This window comes from Agathobaculum sp. Marseille-P7918 (assembly GCF_900625105.1).
GTDB lineage: Bacteria > Bacillota > Clostridia > Oscillospirales > Butyricicoccaceae > Agathobaculum.
Map to the genome: position 1 here is coordinate 24,784 of NZ_UYYD01000006.1, position 16,277 is coordinate 41,060.

At 57.1% G+C, this 16,277-nt stretch carries 17 protein-coding genes; 6 read left to right on the forward strand and 11 right to left on the reverse strand.

What is annotated here, in order from left to right:
- Positions 1-62: 62 nt before the first annotated feature.
- Complete coding sequence (locus tag EJL02_RS09390; protein ID WP_125116160.1) at positions 63-440, reverse strand: metallopeptidase family protein; 378 nt, start codon at positions 438-440, stop codon at positions 63-65.
- 144 nt (positions 441-584) lie between these two features.
- Between EJL02_RS09390 and EJL02_RS09395 the strand changes: the two genes are divergently transcribed.
- Positions 585-1,154: a hypothetical protein gene (locus EJL02_RS09395; protein WP_125116161.1), complete on the forward strand. Its 570-nt coding sequence runs from the start codon at positions 585-587 to the stop codon at positions 1,152-1,154.
- A 48-nt stretch (positions 1,155-1,202) separates the two neighbouring features.
- Here EJL02_RS09395 and EJL02_RS14470 read toward each other — a convergent pair whose 3' ends face one another.
- The 3 genes from EJL02_RS14470 to murC form a co-directional block, all read right to left on the reverse strand.
- The gene (locus EJL02_RS14470; protein ID WP_243114446.1) at positions 1,203-1,844 is read right to left on the reverse strand and encodes a hypothetical protein; all 642 of its coding nucleotides are present in this window, start codon (positions 1,842-1,844) and stop codon (positions 1,203-1,205) included.
- A 124-nt stretch (positions 1,845-1,968) separates the two neighbouring features.
- On the reverse strand, positions 1,969-2,580 hold the full coding sequence (locus EJL02_RS09405; protein WP_125116162.1) for a cytidylate kinase-like family protein: 612 nt from the start codon (positions 2,578-2,580) through the stop codon (positions 1,969-1,971).
- Between the two features lie 191 nt (positions 2,581-2,771).
- Positions 2,772-4,142, reverse strand: a complete 1,371-nt coding sequence (gene murC, locus EJL02_RS09410; protein WP_125116163.1) for a UDP-N-acetylmuramate--L-alanine ligase — start codon at positions 4,140-4,142, stop codon at positions 2,772-2,774.
- Positions 4,143-4,311: 169 nt separating this feature from the next.
- Here murC and EJL02_RS09415 point away from each other — a divergent pair, with 169 nt between their 5' ends.
- A complete protein-coding gene (locus EJL02_RS09415) occupies positions 4,312-4,572 on the forward strand; it encodes a SpoVG family protein (protein ID WP_125116164.1) in 261 nt (86 codons plus the stop codon).
- Positions 4,573-4,654: 82 nt separating this feature from the next.
- On the forward strand, positions 4,655-5,785 hold the full coding sequence (locus EJL02_RS09420; RefSeq protein WP_125116165.1) for an MGDG synthase family glycosyltransferase: 1,131 nt from the start codon (positions 4,655-4,657) through the stop codon (positions 5,783-5,785).
- 74 nt (positions 5,786-5,859) lie between these two features.
- Here the strand turns inward: EJL02_RS09420 and EJL02_RS09425 are convergent, their stop codons facing one another.
- Positions 5,860-6,405, reverse strand: a complete 546-nt coding sequence (locus EJL02_RS09425) for a TetR/AcrR family transcriptional regulator (protein ID WP_164510366.1) — start codon at positions 6,403-6,405, stop codon at positions 5,860-5,862.
- A gap of 172 nt (positions 6,406-6,577) precedes the next feature.
- Here EJL02_RS09425 and EJL02_RS09430 point away from each other — a divergent pair, with 172 nt between their 5' ends.
- Both EJL02_RS09430 and EJL02_RS09435 read left to right on the forward strand, forming a co-directional pair.
- A complete protein-coding gene (locus EJL02_RS09430) occupies positions 6,578-8,890 on the forward strand; it encodes an efflux RND transporter permease subunit (protein ID WP_243114447.1) in 2,313 nt (770 codons plus the stop codon).
- Positions 8,877-10,982, forward strand: a complete 2,106-nt coding sequence (locus EJL02_RS09435; RefSeq protein WP_125116168.1) for a hypothetical protein — start codon at positions 8,877-8,879, stop codon at positions 10,980-10,982. Before EJL02_RS09430 ends, EJL02_RS09435 begins: the two co-directional genes overlap by 14 nt.
- Positions 10,983-11,036: 54 nt before the next feature.
- Here the strand turns inward: EJL02_RS09435 and EJL02_RS09440 are convergent, their stop codons facing one another.
- On the reverse strand, positions 11,037-12,824 hold the full coding sequence (locus tag EJL02_RS09440; RefSeq protein ID WP_125116169.1) for a Na/Pi cotransporter family protein: 1,788 nt from the start codon (positions 12,822-12,824) through the stop codon (positions 11,037-11,039).
- Positions 12,825-12,980: 156 nt separating this feature from the next.
- Here EJL02_RS09440 and EJL02_RS09445 point away from each other — a divergent pair, with 156 nt between their 5' ends.
- Complete coding sequence (locus tag EJL02_RS09445) at positions 12,981-13,604, forward strand: gamma-glutamyl-gamma-aminobutyrate hydrolase family protein (protein WP_125116170.1); 624 nt, start codon at positions 12,981-12,983, stop codon at positions 13,602-13,604.
- A 64-nt stretch (positions 13,605-13,668) separates the two neighbouring features.
- On the opposite strand, the gene EJL02_RS09450 is transcribed toward EJL02_RS09445, so the two are convergent.
- From EJL02_RS09450 to EJL02_RS09465, 5 genes are all read right to left on the reverse strand, one after another.
- A complete protein-coding gene (locus EJL02_RS09450) occupies positions 13,669-14,133 on the reverse strand; it encodes a TspO/MBR family protein (protein WP_243114448.1) in 465 nt (154 codons plus the stop codon).
- A gap of 63 nt (positions 14,134-14,196) precedes the next feature.
- Positions 14,197-14,346, reverse strand: coding sequence for a hypothetical protein (locus tag EJL02_RS14195; protein ID WP_164510367.1), 150 nt, complete (start codon positions 14,344-14,346; stop codon positions 14,197-14,199).
- Positions 14,347-14,348: 2 nt separating this feature from the next.
- Positions 14,349-15,008 carry an ABC-2 transporter permease gene (locus EJL02_RS09455; RefSeq protein WP_125116171.1) on the reverse strand — a complete coding sequence of 220 codons (660 nt, stop codon included), beginning with the start codon at positions 15,006-15,008 and terminating at the stop codon, positions 14,349-14,351.
- Positions 15,005-15,856: an ABC transporter ATP-binding protein gene (locus EJL02_RS09460; RefSeq protein WP_125116172.1), complete on the reverse strand. Its 852-nt coding sequence runs from the start codon at positions 15,854-15,856 to the stop codon at positions 15,005-15,007. Before EJL02_RS09460 ends, EJL02_RS09455 begins: the two co-directional genes overlap by 4 nt.
- Entirely contained in the window at positions 15,856-16,233 is a 378-nt protein-coding gene (locus EJL02_RS09465; RefSeq protein ID WP_125116173.1) for a GntR family transcriptional regulator, read from the reverse strand. Before EJL02_RS09465 ends, EJL02_RS09460 begins: the two co-directional genes overlap by 1 nt.
- Positions 16,234-16,277 lie beyond the last annotated feature (44 nt).

Consider the following 16,277-nt stretch of genomic DNA (forward strand, 5'->3'; position numbering starts at 1 on the left):
GCCGCGGCAAATGACCCAAAGGAAAAGGCCGGCGAAACCGCTGTGGTTTCGCCGGCCTTTTGTTATCTCTCTTCGGTATTCGCGCGATAGGCCGCAAGCTGCGCCTCGTCCCATACTTCCAGATCGCGCACGCCCGCCCGGCCTTCCACATGATGCCGGAATTCATGCCGCAATACTTTGCGCATCTCTTCGGTCAGCGCCCGCTCATCCAGCGTGCCGAACACCCGCCGGAACGAGCCGTAATACAGCACGATATAGTGTCCCATTGCCACGTCCGTGCAGTATTCCCCCATCACATACAGATCGCCGTGCCGGTCCTCGGGATGCAGTCTGGCGCCCGGCTCCACCACGATGCCGCCATTGAGCCCATCAAAAAAAGCGGGCGGCAATTCTTCCGCAAGCGAGTCCAGTATCTCTTCAAAGCGGTCAATCGAAATCATCGGGATCTTCCTTTCCTGTTCACTATATCATAAATTCCTGTTCCCAACAACCGCTTTTTTATTTAACATGTGTCTTGACACTTGTTTTATAAAGCTGTATACTCTTAACCGTTGTGAAAACAAACAGAAAGGAATCGATCTCCCATGACCAAGAGCAAAAGCCTGTACCATCTTGTTTTAGCCGGCGTATTGTGCGCCATCGGCATCATCATCCCCATGTTTTCCCCGATCAAGATCACGCTCGACCCAATGAGCTTCACGCTGGCCAGCCACGTCGCTATCTTTTTGGCGCTGTTCATCTCGCCTTCCGTCGGCATTGCCGTCTCCCTGGGCACGACGCTCGGCTTCTTCCTCGGCGGCTTTCCGCTGCCCGTTGTGCTGCGCGCGCTGACCCATGTCATCTGGGCGGGATTGGGCGCCTTCTATCTGCAAAAGCACCCCGAACTGATCGACTTCAAGCAGCTGGTTCCGGCCCGCGGTGCCAAGCTGTTCGTCTTTGGCGCAGTGCTGGGCATCATCCACGCGCTGGCCGAGGTCTGCGTCTGCATCCCGGTCTACTTCGGTCAGGGCCTGTCCGGCGCAGAAATCGTGCGCATCATCCTGCTGCTGGTATTCGTCGGCTCGTTCATCCATTCGATGGTGGATTACGCCATCTCGCTGCTGATCTGGAAACCCACCAGCGGCACCCTGCGCAAATCCGTCAAAACCGCTTGATTGCTCCCCAGTAAAAAAGCCCGCCAGATGGCGGGCTTTTTGTTTTCCTTACGACACCTGCGCGCCGCCCCATTCAACCACTGTAAACCCTTCCCTCTGAAAAGTCTCCGGAAAGGTCTGTGGCTCGATCTCCTGCGGTTCTTCCAGCGGCTCCCACGCCATGAACACACGCAGGACACTGTCCGGCTCAGGAGCAATCTCCAGCCGAGCAGCCTCCGTATAGCAACCTGTCTGGAACGAAATCAAATTATATGGGTGATTCTGCATTTTCGGCAGCCAATAAACGATAAACTCGTTATATTCCTTCGGCGTCAGACCAATGGCCGCAAGCGTTTGCCGCAGGAAGTCTGCTGTATCCTTCCCCGCCACACAAAATCCCTTGGAAAAGTCATATTCGGTGTCCGAAACGCCCTCCCAAAACAGATAGGAATACTCGTTGCCGTCCGCATCAAACAGCGTACCATCCGGATAAGCGGTCACGTTCCAACCGTCCGCATAGTCCGGATAGGTAACGGTCAGTTCACCACTGTAATCCAGCGTAATGCTGACATCGGTTTTCTCCTCCGGATAAAGATAGATGACCGGTTTGGCAGTTACTCCTTCCTCCGTATTTTCATCACAGCCGCACAGCACAACCCCGATCAATACAGCAAACACCAGAGCTGATACCGCATTTTTCCGCTTCTTCATATCGTATCCCTCCTTTTGTCTGGTTTGACGCAGCCCGCTGCCCAATGTTCCCAAACAAGCAGAAAGCCGCGCCCTGCCGGCGCGGCTTTCCACTTCTCTCTCTTTTCTCTCTCAAATGGGCTTGTTATTTTTTCAGGCGGTTGACATACTCCAAAATGATATCCGTCGAATACTCTACGCCCAGACGGCCTGCATTGATGCACAGGTCGTAATGATCGCACTTGCCCCACACCTTGCCGGTGTAGTAGTTATAATAAGTAGAGCGCTGCTTATCCATCTTCTCGAGCGCGGCCTGCGGGGTCTTACCCTCGATCTCATAGTCACCACAGGTCTGGATGCGCTTGACGCGATCCTCGATCGAGCCGTGGATGAAGAAGTCAAACTTATTCGGGAAATCACGCAGCACATGGTCCGCGCAGCGGCCGACTACGACGCAGGCGGAATCTTCCGCCATCTCGCGGATGATATTGGACTGCGCCAAATACAGCTGATCGGTCAGGCTCATGCCGTTGAGACCCACCGAACCGAACATGGTCAGCGAATACAAAAAGCTGTTGGTTGCGCGCTTGTCGAGCTGCTCGAAGAGTTTTTCGTCAAAACCGGTTTTTTTCGCCGCACGGGTGATCAGTTCCCGGTCATAAAACGGAATGCCAAGGCGGAGCGCGAGTTTCTGGCCGATTTCCCTGCCTCCGGTACCATATTCACGGCCGATCGTGATAATCAGATTGTTATTCATAACGCACCCTCCCTACTGACTTATATTATATTATACAAATTGCATAACACTTTGTGCTTTCAGTATGCACTATTTTATGCTTTTTGTCAAGGTGGTTTGAGAGTTTTTTTGCAACGGTAAGGGTTATATCTCATTTGCGAGAGAAAACGAAAAAAAGCGCTGCGAACCGGTTTTCGCAGCGCTTTTGGTTGTTATTTGATCAGCATCGGGCCCACCGCATTGATGTTGCCCGCGCCCATGGTCAGCACAAGGTCGTTCGGTCCCGCCTCCCGGCGCAGGTACGCGGCGATCTCTTCAAAGCTGTCCAGCGCGATGGCGCCCGGCACTTCCTTTGCCAGATCGGACGAGTAGATCCCGATCGTGTTCTGCTCGCGTGCCGCATAGATCGGCGCCAGCACCGCCTGATCGCACAGGCGCAGCGCTTCGACAAATTCGGGGAACAGCGCCTTGGTACGCGAATAGGTGTGCGGCTGGAACGCGCACAGGATACGGTCGAAGTGCATCTCACGCGCGGTGAGCAGCGTCGCCTTCATCTCGCTCGGATGATGCGCATAGTCATCGACCACGGTTGCGCCGTTCGGCATCTTGCCGACCAGCTGGAACCGGCGCGAAGAGCCGGTGAACTTGTTCAGGCCGCGCTCCGCCGCCGCGCCCGGAACGCCGAGGAATTCCGCCGCCGCGCAGCACGCCAGTGCGTTGAGCATGTTATGCCGTCCCGGGACGGACAGTTCCACTTTTGCATACGGTGCGCCGTCGATCAGGACGGTGAAGCGGTAATAGCCGTTGACGTCGCTGATATCGACCGCGCGCACATTTGCGCCTTCATTCAGGCCGAACGTGCGGATACGGCGATCCAGACCGTCCACGCAGCGCATGGCATGCGGGTCATCCCCGTTGACGACCACCAGACCGTTCATCGGTGTCAGTTCGACAAAGGCGCGGAAGGAATGGATGATATCATTGATATCCTTAAAGAAATCCAGGTGATCCTCCTCGACATTGAGCACCACGGCGACCGTCGGCGCAAAGGACAGGAACGAATTGCAGTACTCGCAGCTTTCCGCCACAAAGCATCCCTTGCCGCCAATACGCAGCGTGCCGCCGATGGCGGGCAGGTTGCTGCCAACCATCACGGTCGGGTCCATCTGCGCTTCCATGGTCATCAGCGTCATCATCGAAGTCGAGGTGGTCTTGCCGTGCGTGCCAGCCAAGCAAACCACGTTCTCATAGTCGCGCATCAGGTGTCCCCACGCTTCCGCGCGCTCCATCACCGGAATGCCGAGCGCATGCGCGCGCGCGATTTCCGGATTATCGTCATGCACGGCGGCGGTGCGCACGATCAGCGACGCGCCTTCCACGTTCTCCGCCTTGTGCTCATATACGATTTTGGCGCCCATCGCTTCCAGACGGGCCGTGACATCGGTTTTCAGCCGGTCCGAGCCGCTCACCGGCACATCCAGACTGAGCAGCAGTTCCGCCAGCGAACTCATCGACACGCCGCCGATGCCGATCAGATGAATTCTTTCCTTATTTTGAATATAGGGCTTGATAGACAGGGCCATTTCCCCAAAGCCTCCCATTTTGAACTTTTTGCCGCGGGCCGGCCCATCGCCGCACCCACAGCCTTGCTATTTATTCTTACCAGACAAGGTATATTATAGTATAGTTTTGTTAAAATGAAAATAGTCAAACAAACCAAAATCCCCGCGCATACCAAAAAAGGAGTGCATCATGGAAATCACCGACATCAAATTCCGCCGCATCGAACCCGCCGGCAAACTCAAAGCGCTCGTCTCCGTCACGTTTGACGGCGTTCTGGCGGTCCACGACATCAAAATCATCGCCGGGCACGACCGGCTGTTTCTTGCCATGCCGTCCCGCCGCATGCCGGACGGCCGCTTCCGCGATATCGCGCATCCGGTCGGCGGCGCGCTGCGCGAGACGCTCGAGCGGCAGGTGCTGGATGCATATCGCACGCTGCTGCTGCAATAACCGGCGTGGGAGGCGACGGTTTGGTTTGCATTTTCCTTGCCGATGCGGTAAAATAACTCTTGAACAAGGAGAGAAACCGGTTATGAGAGTTTTGATTTTATCTGTCACCGCAGGCTACGGCCACCACGCCACCGCCAAGGCGATCGGCGATATGCTGACCAGCAAGGGCGCGGAAGTGCACACGCTGGACGTATATGCCTATATCAGCAATCTGATCAAGAATACCATTGATAAGGGATATCTGTTTTCTTCCAAGCATATGCAGACGCTGTACCGTCTGGTCTACCAGCTGGCGGAAAACAACGGCGCCAGCTATTTTTCCAGCGCCCCCAGCATCATCAACATCATCAATGCGCTGGGCGCATCCAAATTCGCCAAAGTGCTCGCGGGCTATGCGCCCGACGTCATCATTTGCACGCATGTCTTTGCCGCGCAGATGGTGGACGAGCTGAAAAAGCGCAAAAAGCTGGACGATATCACCACCATCGGCATCGTCACCGACTACACCCTGCACCCCTATTGGGAGGATGTGCCCCGCGTGCAGTATATCGTCACCGCCAGTGAGCTGCTCACCTATCGCTGCATCAAGCGCGGCATTCCGGAGCGCCGCATCCTGCCGTTTGGCATCCCGGTGCATCCGAAATTCAATCAGGCCCTGTCGCGCGAGGACGCAGCCGCCCAGCTCGGCATCGACCCCAACATGCGCACCCTACTCCTGATGGGCGGCAGCATGGGCTATGCCGACCATGTCAAGATTCTGGAAAAGCTGACCTCGATCGGCATTCCGCTCCAGCTGCTGGTCGTCTGCGGCAACAACAAGAAAATGCAGCTGCGCGTCGAACAGTTTGCCTCCCGGTATGAGGGCGACTGCGTAGTCAAGCCTTACGGCTTTGTGCACAACGTGGAAGTGATGATGAGCGCATCCGACTGCATTGTTTCCAAGCCGGGCGGACTGACCGTATCCGAAGCGCTTGCCAAAAACCTGCCCATGCTGCTGGTGGACCCGATCCCCGGCCATGAAGAACGCAACGTGGAGTTTTTGGTCAACAACGGCATGGCAGCCCTGATTACCAAGCACTTCCCCATCGACGAGGCCGTCTATCAGCTGTTCCGCAACCCGGTGCGGCTGCAAACCGTGCGCCAGACCATGCAGGCGATCGCGCATCCGGATGCCACCGAACGGTTGGCCGAATTCGTGCTGCACAGCAAGTGATCGCTCAAACTTTACCGATATTAGCCAAAACGGCGAAGGACGAAAACGTCCTTCGCCGTTTTTTTTCGAACCGGTCACTGCATCAGCGGCGCCAGCACCTTGGCCATCAGCGCAATCATCTCGTTTTTCGGGACCGGCTGGGGTTCCGTGATCCATTTTTCCAGCATGCCTACCACGCCCATGGCCACAAACCGCGCCACATAGACGTCCTCTACGCTGCGGTACGGCATGCCTTCCAGACGGCATTCCTCCAGCACCCCGATCAGCTTTTTGCCGAACCCTTCCACACCGCTTCCCTTGATCAGCGCGGTGACGATTTCGCGGTTTTCCTCCAGATAGTCCACCGCCCGGCTGAGCACCGGCTGCAAGGTGGCGGTTTCACTGGGCCGTAAACCGGCAATCATGCCGCGGAAATCCGCGATCATTTCCGCCTCGATCCGCTCACGCAGATCATAAACATCCCGATAATGAGCATAAAATGTGCCGCGGTTGATGTCTGCCTCCCGCACGACGTCGGTCACGGTAATGCTTTGAAAATCCTTTTGCTGCATCAGCCGCGTCAGCGCCTGACGCAGTAATTTTTTTGTCCGCCGGATCCGCTTGTCTTCCTGTTGCGGCATAGCCGATTCCCCTCCATCCTTTTCTTGCATTAAATCAACAATAGACAGTTATCTGTCTGTTTCCAGTCATAATAACTATATTTGATTGTTGTGTATGTTATCCTTATGTCTTATACTATATCACGAAATAAAATCGTACACAATATCTATTATCAGGAAAGTTGGTGTTTATTTGAAATCCGAAGGCCACCGCCCGGTTGACCTGATCATACATAGGCGCAAAGAGATCGAAAAGATCTTCCTTGTGCTGGTGGTGCTCAGTCTGCTCTGCATCCCCATGGTCGGCGTCAACTACGATTTAACCAAATACCTGCCGGACTCTTCCCCTTCCGCGCAGGCCTTGGACATCATGCAGGAGGAATTCACCTATCCCGGTATGGGACGGGTTATGCTGCAGGATGTCACCTTATATGAAGCAAAAAACATCAAAGACCGGATCGCCGACGTAGACGGCGTAGACATGGTCATGTGGTGTGATACCACCACCAACATCTACGGATCGAGCCTGTTTATCGACTATTCCAGCATTGAGGACTATTACAAAGACGGCAACGCCTACATGGACGTCATCTTTCTGGAAAAGGACTCCTCTTCTCGGACGCACAAAGCCGTCAAAGAGATCGAGCAGATCGTCGGCGACCGCGGTCTGGTGGCAGGCTCCGCGGTATCGGACACCAACCTCGGACCTACGATCAACGCCGAAGTCGCGCGCGTGATGGTTCTGGCCGTCATCATCATTTTCCTCATTCTGACGCTGACCACCACGTCCTGGTTTGAACCTGTGCTGTTCCTGTCCGTGCTTGGCATCGCCATTATCATCAACATGGGGTCCAACATCATCTTCGGCGAGATCTCGTTTCTTTCCAATGCGGTCGGCGCGGTGCTGCAGCTTGCCTGCTCGATGGACTATTCCATCTTCCTGCTGCACGCCTTCACCGAGGAAAAAGCAAACGGCATCGCACCCGAACAGGCCATGGCCAACGCACTGCGCACCGCGTTCTCCTCGATCGGCGCCTCCGGCGCCACCACGATCGTGGGCTTTCTGGCGCTGGCGCTCATGCGGTTCGGCATCGGCCCGGATATGGGCTTTGTGCTGGCCAAGGGCATTGCCCTCAGCCTGCTGACCGTGCTGCTGCTCATGCCCGCACTGATTCTGCGCTTCCAGAACGTCATCGCCAAAACGCAGCACCGCTCGTTTATCCCGCGGCAATGGCGCGGCTTCGGCGAATTTGCCTACAAGCTGCGCAAGCCCGTGCTGGCGATCGTCGCCATCCTCATCCTCCCCTGCTATGTTGCGCAGGGCATGGCGGACTTCACCTACGGCAACGAGGCGGTCGCCAACTCCCCCGGCACAGCGGTATATGATGCCGAACAGCAGATGAACGAAACATTCGGCCAGAGCAACATGATGCTCGCACTCATCCCGCTGGACGGAAACGTCACAGAAAAAGCCATGTGCGAAGAGCTTGGCGATCTGCCCTATGTCAAATACGCGCTCGGCCTTGCGTCCGTCCTGCCGGACGGCATCCCGGAAGACTTCCTTCCGGAAAGCGTCACCAGCATGATGCACGGCGAAAACTGGGCACGCGTTATCATCAATGTCCGCTCGGCCGGCGAAAGCGACGCGGCCTTTTCCTACGCCGATGAGATCCGCGCGATCATCGACCGCTATTATCCGGACGCACAGACCTATCTGGTCGGCGTGACGCCCTCCACACAGGACATCAAGGACATCATTGTACCCGACAACCAGCTGGTCAATCTGGTGTCCCTGCTCGGCGTGGCGCTGGTCGTGGCGATCACCTACAAATCGCTGCTGCTTCCGATCGTGGTGCTCATCCCGATCGAATGTGCCGTATTCATCAACACGGCCATGCCGTATATTTACGGACAGCGCACCATGTTCCTCGGCTTCATCATCGTCAGCTGCATCCAGCTGGGCGCCACGATCGACTACTCCATCCTGCTGACCGGCAATTATCTGGATGCCCGCGCGCAGGGCGACAAAAAGGAGGCCGCGATCCGCGCGGTCACGGTCAGCGCGGAATCCATCCTGACCTCGGGCATGATCCTGATGACCGTGGCTTACGGCCTGTACTTCCTGACCTCGGTGGAAGCGGTCTCCGGTCTGGGACAGCTGATTGGCCGCGGCGCGCTCATCTCCATGATCCTGGTGCTGTTCCTGCTGCCCGGCTGCCTGATGCTGTTTGACCGCTGGATCGTCAAGCCGGACTACGCGCAGAAGAAACACGCCAAGATGAACAGCATCCGCAGCAAAAAGCTGATTCTGCCGGTGCTGAGCGAACTGCACCAGCAGCGGCAGCGGCTGGTGGCGCAGATCCGCGAAAACCGCCGCGCGCGGCACCGCGAGATGCGCCAAAAGCTGGCCCGTCTGTTCTCTTCGCACCGCGGCAAACCGCAGTCCCCGAAACAAGACCAGACGCAGCCCCATGACAAGGAGGAACCCCACGATGAAGATCAATAAAATCCACCGTCTGACGGCTGCCGCACTGGCGATCCTGTGCGTACTGCCGCAGGCGGCGCAGGCCGCCGCGCCGACCATCCAGACGGACGAAGCGGTCTATATCAATCTCGATTACTACGGCACGCCCGAAAACACCCGCATCGTCAAGGGTGTGAGCCTGAACGGCCACACAGAATTCACCGATTACGGCAATTATTCCGATGTTTATAATATGTCCACGCTGGATGAGCCGACGCTCGGCGAGGGCGAGGTTTCGTGGGCGCTCACCGACGACAGCTTGCAGCGCTTCTATTTTGAATGTGTCCCGGACAGCAGCACCTCGATCCAGCTGCCGTGGAATTTCGACGTGTCCTACAAGCTCAACGGCGTACCGGTAGAAGCGGAAAAATGCGCGGGCGCCAGCGGGCTGATCGAAATGAACATCCATGCAGTGCCCAATGACGCGGCCGGCGAATATTACAAAAACAACATGATGCTGGTCTGCGCCACCGGTATCGACATGAGCAAGATGCTCTCGATCGACGCGCCCGGCGCGCAGGTACAGTCCATCGGCACTTACAAAATCGTCATGTTCATGGGACTTCCGGGCGAAGAAAGCACCTTCACCGTGCGCATCGGCGCAAACGAGTTTGAGAGCATGGGACTGGTGTTGTTCATGGCGCCCGCCACCCTGTCCTCCCTGGATATCCTGTCGGATATGCGGGATATCAAGGACCGGCTGGGCAGCTCGGGCGACAGCTTATACGAAGGCCTGAGCAGCATGCTGAACTCCATGCAGTCCATGCAAAGCGGCCTGGGCGCACTCTCCAGCGGCATTTCCGGTATCAACTCTGTGCGCCAGCAGCTGATGGCCGACCGCGGCACAATCGATCCGCAGATCGACACTGCACTGTCCTCGCTGGAAATGCTGGCCGGAAAAACCGACTCCCTGATCCCGGAGCTGAACTCTATGAAAACCACACTGACCACGCTCAGTGCGACCATCAACAGCATGCTGGGCACGATCCAAACGTCCTCCGAAGATATCCGGGACTACCAGCAGCTGCTCAAGGATCTGAACACTACGCTGGGCAATCTGGATGATCTGGTCGAAGACTTGCAGGACACTTCCGGCGATAACCTGCTGCGCATCCACCAGCTGCAAAGCACGGTGGAAAAGGTCAAGCAGGATCTCAAGACACTGCAAACCCATCTGAGCACGCTGCGCGAAAAGGCGGATGCGCTCAGCGGACAGATCGCCGATCTGCAAAAGATTCTGGACAGCGCCAGCCTGAGCGAACCGCTGCGCTCACTGCTTTCCTCCCTGCTCGAGAGCGCGAACCGCTCGCTTTCCACCGTCAAGCAGAGCATCCGGGCGCTGGAAGACCTGATCTCCGACAGCAGCGGCCTGCTCGGCACCTCAGACGCGATTCTGGACGATCTGGAAGAGATGTGCGATGTGCTGGAGGACTACAACGGCCTGCCGCAAGATCTGATTGGCGAAGGCAAGGACCTCACGGTGCTGGCCGACCGCACACTCGAACGAGTCCATCAGCTGATTGCAGACGTCCCTGCCCTGTCCGCGTCGCTTGATGAGATGACGGAGAACGCCACCTCTGCCGCAGACAAGTGCAACGAACTCTTCACCGCGCTGACCAAAACGCTCACTTCTGCCAACGACCTGCTGCAAACCGCGACGGACAACCTGCGCGCAATGCGCGACAAGTCGGACGCCAGCCTGCAAACCTCGCTGAACGGCCTGATCGACGTGCTCGACCGCGCCTCTGCATCCGGCAGCTCCTCCAGCCTGCAAAACGCCAACGACTCGATCCACGGTGCGATCAGTGACGCGGAAAAGGATCTGGAAGAGGACACCAATGTGCTCAACATCGATGCGGAAGCCGCATTGCAATCGGTGACCTCCTCCCAAAACCCGACGCCGGCCAGCTTGCAGTTCATCCTGCGCACGCAGGAAATCTCCGCGCCCTCGGAAGAGGCATCGGCCGCCTCCGATGATGCGGATGCGGATGTGGGCGTATTCGCCCGCATCGGCAACATCTTCAAAAAGCTGTTCTCCGCCGTCTATGGTGTGTTCGCTTCAGATGAGGCATAACAAGAAAAGCGCCGCGCTCTTCCGAACGCGGCGCTTTTTGCTGCCGATCAAACGTTATGCATGTTCCGGGATCTGCTCGATCTGCGTCAGATACTTCTGCTGATAATAGCGCAGCTTTTCTGCAAACTGCGGCGTGGATTTATACTCCTGCTTTGCATAGGCATGCGTGTCAAATTCCTGCGCACCCTCGCCCAGCTGGATGGTATAAATCGCAATGTTCGAACAGTGGTCGCTGATCTTTTCCAAGTCGTGTACGATATCCAGGAAGTGAATACCGGTCTGCATGGTGCATTCGCTGCGGCTCAGACGCTCGATATGACGGCTCTTGAGGCGCTCCTTGAGCGTATCGACCACTTCTTCAATCGGCTCCACCGTACGCGCTACCGATACCGAGCGGGTCACATACCCTTCGACCGTCAGGTCGAGCGCTTCGCCGACCGCGCCGCACATCGCGTGCAGTTCCTGCAACGCCGCGGGCGAGAACGACATATCCGCCTGCCGGAATTCATCCACCCGGCCGAAAATATTCTGCGCATAGTCGCCGATCTTTTCAAAATCCGACAGCGAGTGCATCATCTCCGCCAACTGACGGCGCTGGTCCACCGAACGGATGTTGTGGATGTTGGTCAGATAACGGCCGATCTCCACCTCCGCGCGGTCGAGAAAGCTCTCATGCTCCCGGAAGATATCTTCCTTGGGCATCGCATCCTGAAACAGAGGGTCGGTCGCCAAGCGGAAATTCTGCTTGGCCGCGTCGCCCATATCCGCGATGCAGCGCTGCGCCTGCTCAAGCGCCAGCGACGGCGTGGTCAAAAAGCGCGGCTCGAGCTTGGCCAGCGGATCTTCCTGCACTTCGCCGGAAGGCACGCTCCAAGTTGCCAGCTTGACGAGCAGCTTGGTAAACGGCAGGAACAGGATCGTACAGGTGACATTGAACAGCGTGTGGAAGTTTGCAATGCCGCCCTTGTCGATCGCGCTGTCCCAGAAAGAAAATCCCACCGTATATTGGACGGCATACACTGCAACCAGGAACACAATGGAACCGATCAGATTAAAATAGAAGTGAACCATTGCGGTACGGCGCGCGTTCTTCGAGCCGCCCAACGAGGACAGAAACGCCGTGATACAGGTGCCGATATTCTGACCCAGAATAATTGGAATCGCGGCGGCATAGGTGATCGCACCCGTGGTGGACAGTGCCTGCAAAATACCGACCGACGCCGACGAGGACTGGATGATCGCGGTAACGCCCGCGCCGACCAGCACGCCCAGAACCGGGTTGGCGATGGTTGCAAACAGCTGCGCAAACTGCGGCAGATCCGCCAGCGGCGCCACCGCGCTCTCCATCACCGACATACCGATGAACAAAATACCAAAGCCGGAAAAGATATCCGCGATATCGCGGGTGCGGCGCTTCTTGGCCAGCATCATAATGATGACGCCCGCCAGCACGATGATATACGCCAGATTCTTGGGCTTGAGCATCTGCATGAACAGGTTTTCGCTGACCGCTCCGCCGCTGTCCAGACGCAGAATCTGCGCGGTGATGGTCGTGCCGATATTCGCGCCCAGAATGACGCCGACCGACTGCTGCAGCGACATGATGCCTGCGTTAACAAAGCCGACCACCATGACGGTCGTTGCCGACGAAGACTGGATCACCATCGTGACGACCAGACCCATCAGCAGCGCCTTGAACACGTTGCCGGTCATTTTTTCCAGTGTCTTTTCCAATTTGGAGCCTGCCGCACGCTCCAAGCCTTTTCCCATTGTCGTCATGCCATAGATGAACAGCGCCAAACCGCCGATCAACTGCACAATTGACAGCGCATTAAACTCCATGGGTTTCCTCCGTTTCACATCTCTCTTACAATTCTCTTACGTTCCCCATACATTTCCCAGTATACTGTTTTCACTATTCTCTGTCAACGATAAAAAAACCGAAGGGAGTCTTATTGTGTGAAAATCCCGTTAATATTAGTCTCAAGCGGACGGTTTATGGACACATTGTCCATGTGGCGCAGACAGTCTGAATTATATGCCGACTGCCTGTCCGCCGCGGGCGGCGCAGGCGTTTTGTGCAGCGGTGGCGACACCGATGCGCTTGCCGACCGCTGCGACGGCCTGCTGCTGGCCGGCGGCGGCGACCTGCATCCCGCGCGATACGGTCAGGATCGCACCTGCGATTTTCTGTCCATCGACCCGGTGCGCGACGCGGAGGAACAAGCCTTGTTCGAAGCATTTTACGCGCGCGGCAAGCCGGTGCTCGGCATCTGCCGCGGCGTGCAGGCGATCAACGTCTTTCTCGGCGGCACACTGCGGCAGCATGTGGAAGGCCACGCAAACTGCTGTCACGCCGTCCGCTGCACCGGGCAGCTTGCCGACCTGCTCGGCGATGCACTCACCGTCAACAGCTATCACCATCAGACCGTGGACCGCATCGCAGCCGGCCTGACAGCCGCCGCCTGCGCGCCGGACGGCGTGGTCGAATCGCTTGTCCACCAGTCTGCCCCGCTGCTCGGCGTGCAATGGCATCCGGAACGCATGGTGGCCTCCGTCTGTGACGACGTGACCGGCGCCGATCATCTGCCGTTGTTCCGCTGGCTGTGTGCACGCTGCTGACACCCGTATCCCAAAGCGCAAAGGAGCAGGGCCAACGCCCTGCTCCCCTTTTGTTCCATTCTGTTCAGCGGTTGAGCACCCAGACAGCGGCATTCAGATAGGCGGCAAACAACAGCCACAGCACATACGGCACCAGCAGCCAAGCCGCGGCGCGGCTCACCTGCCGGAAGGCCACGATCGTCGCCAGCACCAACACCAGCAGGAAAATCAGCCACACCAGCGAAGCGCCATACAGTCCCGCCCGGAAAAACAGCAGCGGCCAGACAAAATTGACGGCAAGCTGCACGCCGTACAGCGTCAGCGCGCGCTTTTTATCCGCCTGCGGCGCGTCCGCCCGAAAAACCAATACGCTGGCAATGCCCATCAGCAAATACAGCACCGTCCACGCCACCGGAAACACCCACGGCGGCGGCGCGAGCGGCGGCTGCACCAGCGCGCCGTATGTCGCCATGCTGCCCATGGTCAGCCAGGCGGCCAGCCCGCCGACCGCCAGCGGCAGCGCAAGCCCTGCGATCCAAATTCCAAGCAACGCTCTCCCTCCCTTTACGGTCAGGATATGGTGCTGCGTCCGTTTTTATGCATCCAAGGACGGTTACAGCAAACCCAGCGCCATCATTTCGGTGATGGTCAGCGCGTTTTCCTCATCCTCTCCATCCTGCAACGGGCGCAGCTTTGCGCCGCAGTTCGGACAGGTGTCATATTCATCGTCAAAGGCTTTGCCGCAGTATTCGCAGAATTTCATACTTACAACTCCTTTTGCTGATAGGTGTGTACACTGACGGCGTAGAAAACTACATAGACCGCAAGGCAAACCAGCAGCACCGCTGCCATCGGCAGGCCGAGCGGCATGGTTTCCAGCCGATGAATTCCCTGCCGAAGCATCTCCACCATCCCGGGAAGGATATCCAGTTTGACAATTGCCGCCATGGATAAAATCGGCACCCAGACTACCGCCACCAGAATATACCGCGACTTTTCCACGCCGAACTTAAACGTGATGACGAGCATCAGCCCCATCATCAACAGGGCGATCACCTCACCGCAAAACAAACTAATCAAATTCTCTGTCAGGGAAGCCGACGGATTGACCATCGAATAGGCTACCGTCATCGCCGCCGCCAGCACGCACAGCACAAGATTAATCAGCAGTCCCATCAGGTACTTGCTGCCGACCACCTCGCGCCGCAGAATGGGCAGCGAAAGGCTGAGCTTATCCCAGCCGTAAGCCTGGTCGGACGCACACAGCGTCGCGGGCATCATAATACTGAGCATGACGATAATCATGTTGAAAAACATGGCCCCACTCCACGCGAACCCTGCAAACGCAAACACCACCAGAATAAACAGCATCGACCGAATAGACTGCCGGAAATTCAGCCAATCGGCATACAGCATCGCTTTCATCTTGCTTCCTCCCCTCTCGTCAGGAACAGCATCACCTGTTCGATGTTGACCGGTTCGACCGGCCAGTTTGCCGGCACGCCGGTGCGGCGCACCAACGCTTCGCAGCCAAACGCGCCCATGCGCTTGCCGCGCACCGCCGCCGGGTCGAGCGCGGACAGCTGTTCCGCCGTGCAGCGCAGCACACCGTAGGTATCCAGCAATTCATCCCGCGGCTCAGACAAAACGATCTGCCCCTGATGGATGAACGTGATGTAATCCGCAATTTTGTCCAGATCGCTTGTGATATGGCTGGACAGCAAAATCGAATGGCCGTCATCCTGCATGAAATCATAAAACAGGTCGAGCACCTCATCCCGCACCACTGGGTCCAAACCGCTGGTCGGCTCATCCATCAGCAGCAATTCCGCCTCATGCGACATCGCCGCGGCAATATTGACCTTCATGCGCATGCCTTTGGAATAGTCCTTGATCTTTTTGTCCACATCAATACCAAACCGTTTGAGAAAGCCAAAGAACTGCTCGGAATGCCAGTTTTGATACGCCTTTCCCATCAGTACATCCACCTGACGGGCGTTCATCGTGTTGAGAAAGCAACCGTCCTCCAGCACCACGCCGATGCGCTCCTTGACCGCGCGCTCGTCCGCGAGATTGTCCTGCCCCAGCACGCGGATGCTGCCCGCGTCGCGGCGGATCAGGTTGAGGATCGCTTTGATCGTTGTGGTCTTGCCCGCGCCGTTTTCGCCGATGAATCCCATCACGCAGCCGCCCGGCAGCGTGAACGTAACATCCCGGAGCGCAAACCCCTCGTATTGTTTGCACAGCCCCTTGATCTCCAATGCGTTTCCCATCAGATCCCCTCCTCAAATACCGCTGCCGCGATCTCCAGAAACGCATCCTTTTCCAAATTGCCCAGATGCGCCGCCTTCGCAGCCTCTTCCAGATGCGCTTCGACCCGGCGCAGCTGTTCCTCCTTCAAAAGTTCCACGCCCACCGGTGCGACAAAACTGCCGCGCCCGGTCTGGCTGATGATAAATCCCTCGCGCTCGAGTTCTTCATAAGCGCGTTTGGTCGTGATGACGCTGATGCGCAGCTCTTTCGCCAGCAGCCGCATGGACGGCAGCGCTTCGCCCGGCTGCAGCTCGCCGCCGACAATTTTCGCCTTGATCTGCCGCACGATCTGCTCATAAATCGGTGTACCATCCACGTTCGACAGGATGATGTCCATTGCATCCTCCCCTTCCATATCGTATATACTCATTATATACAATA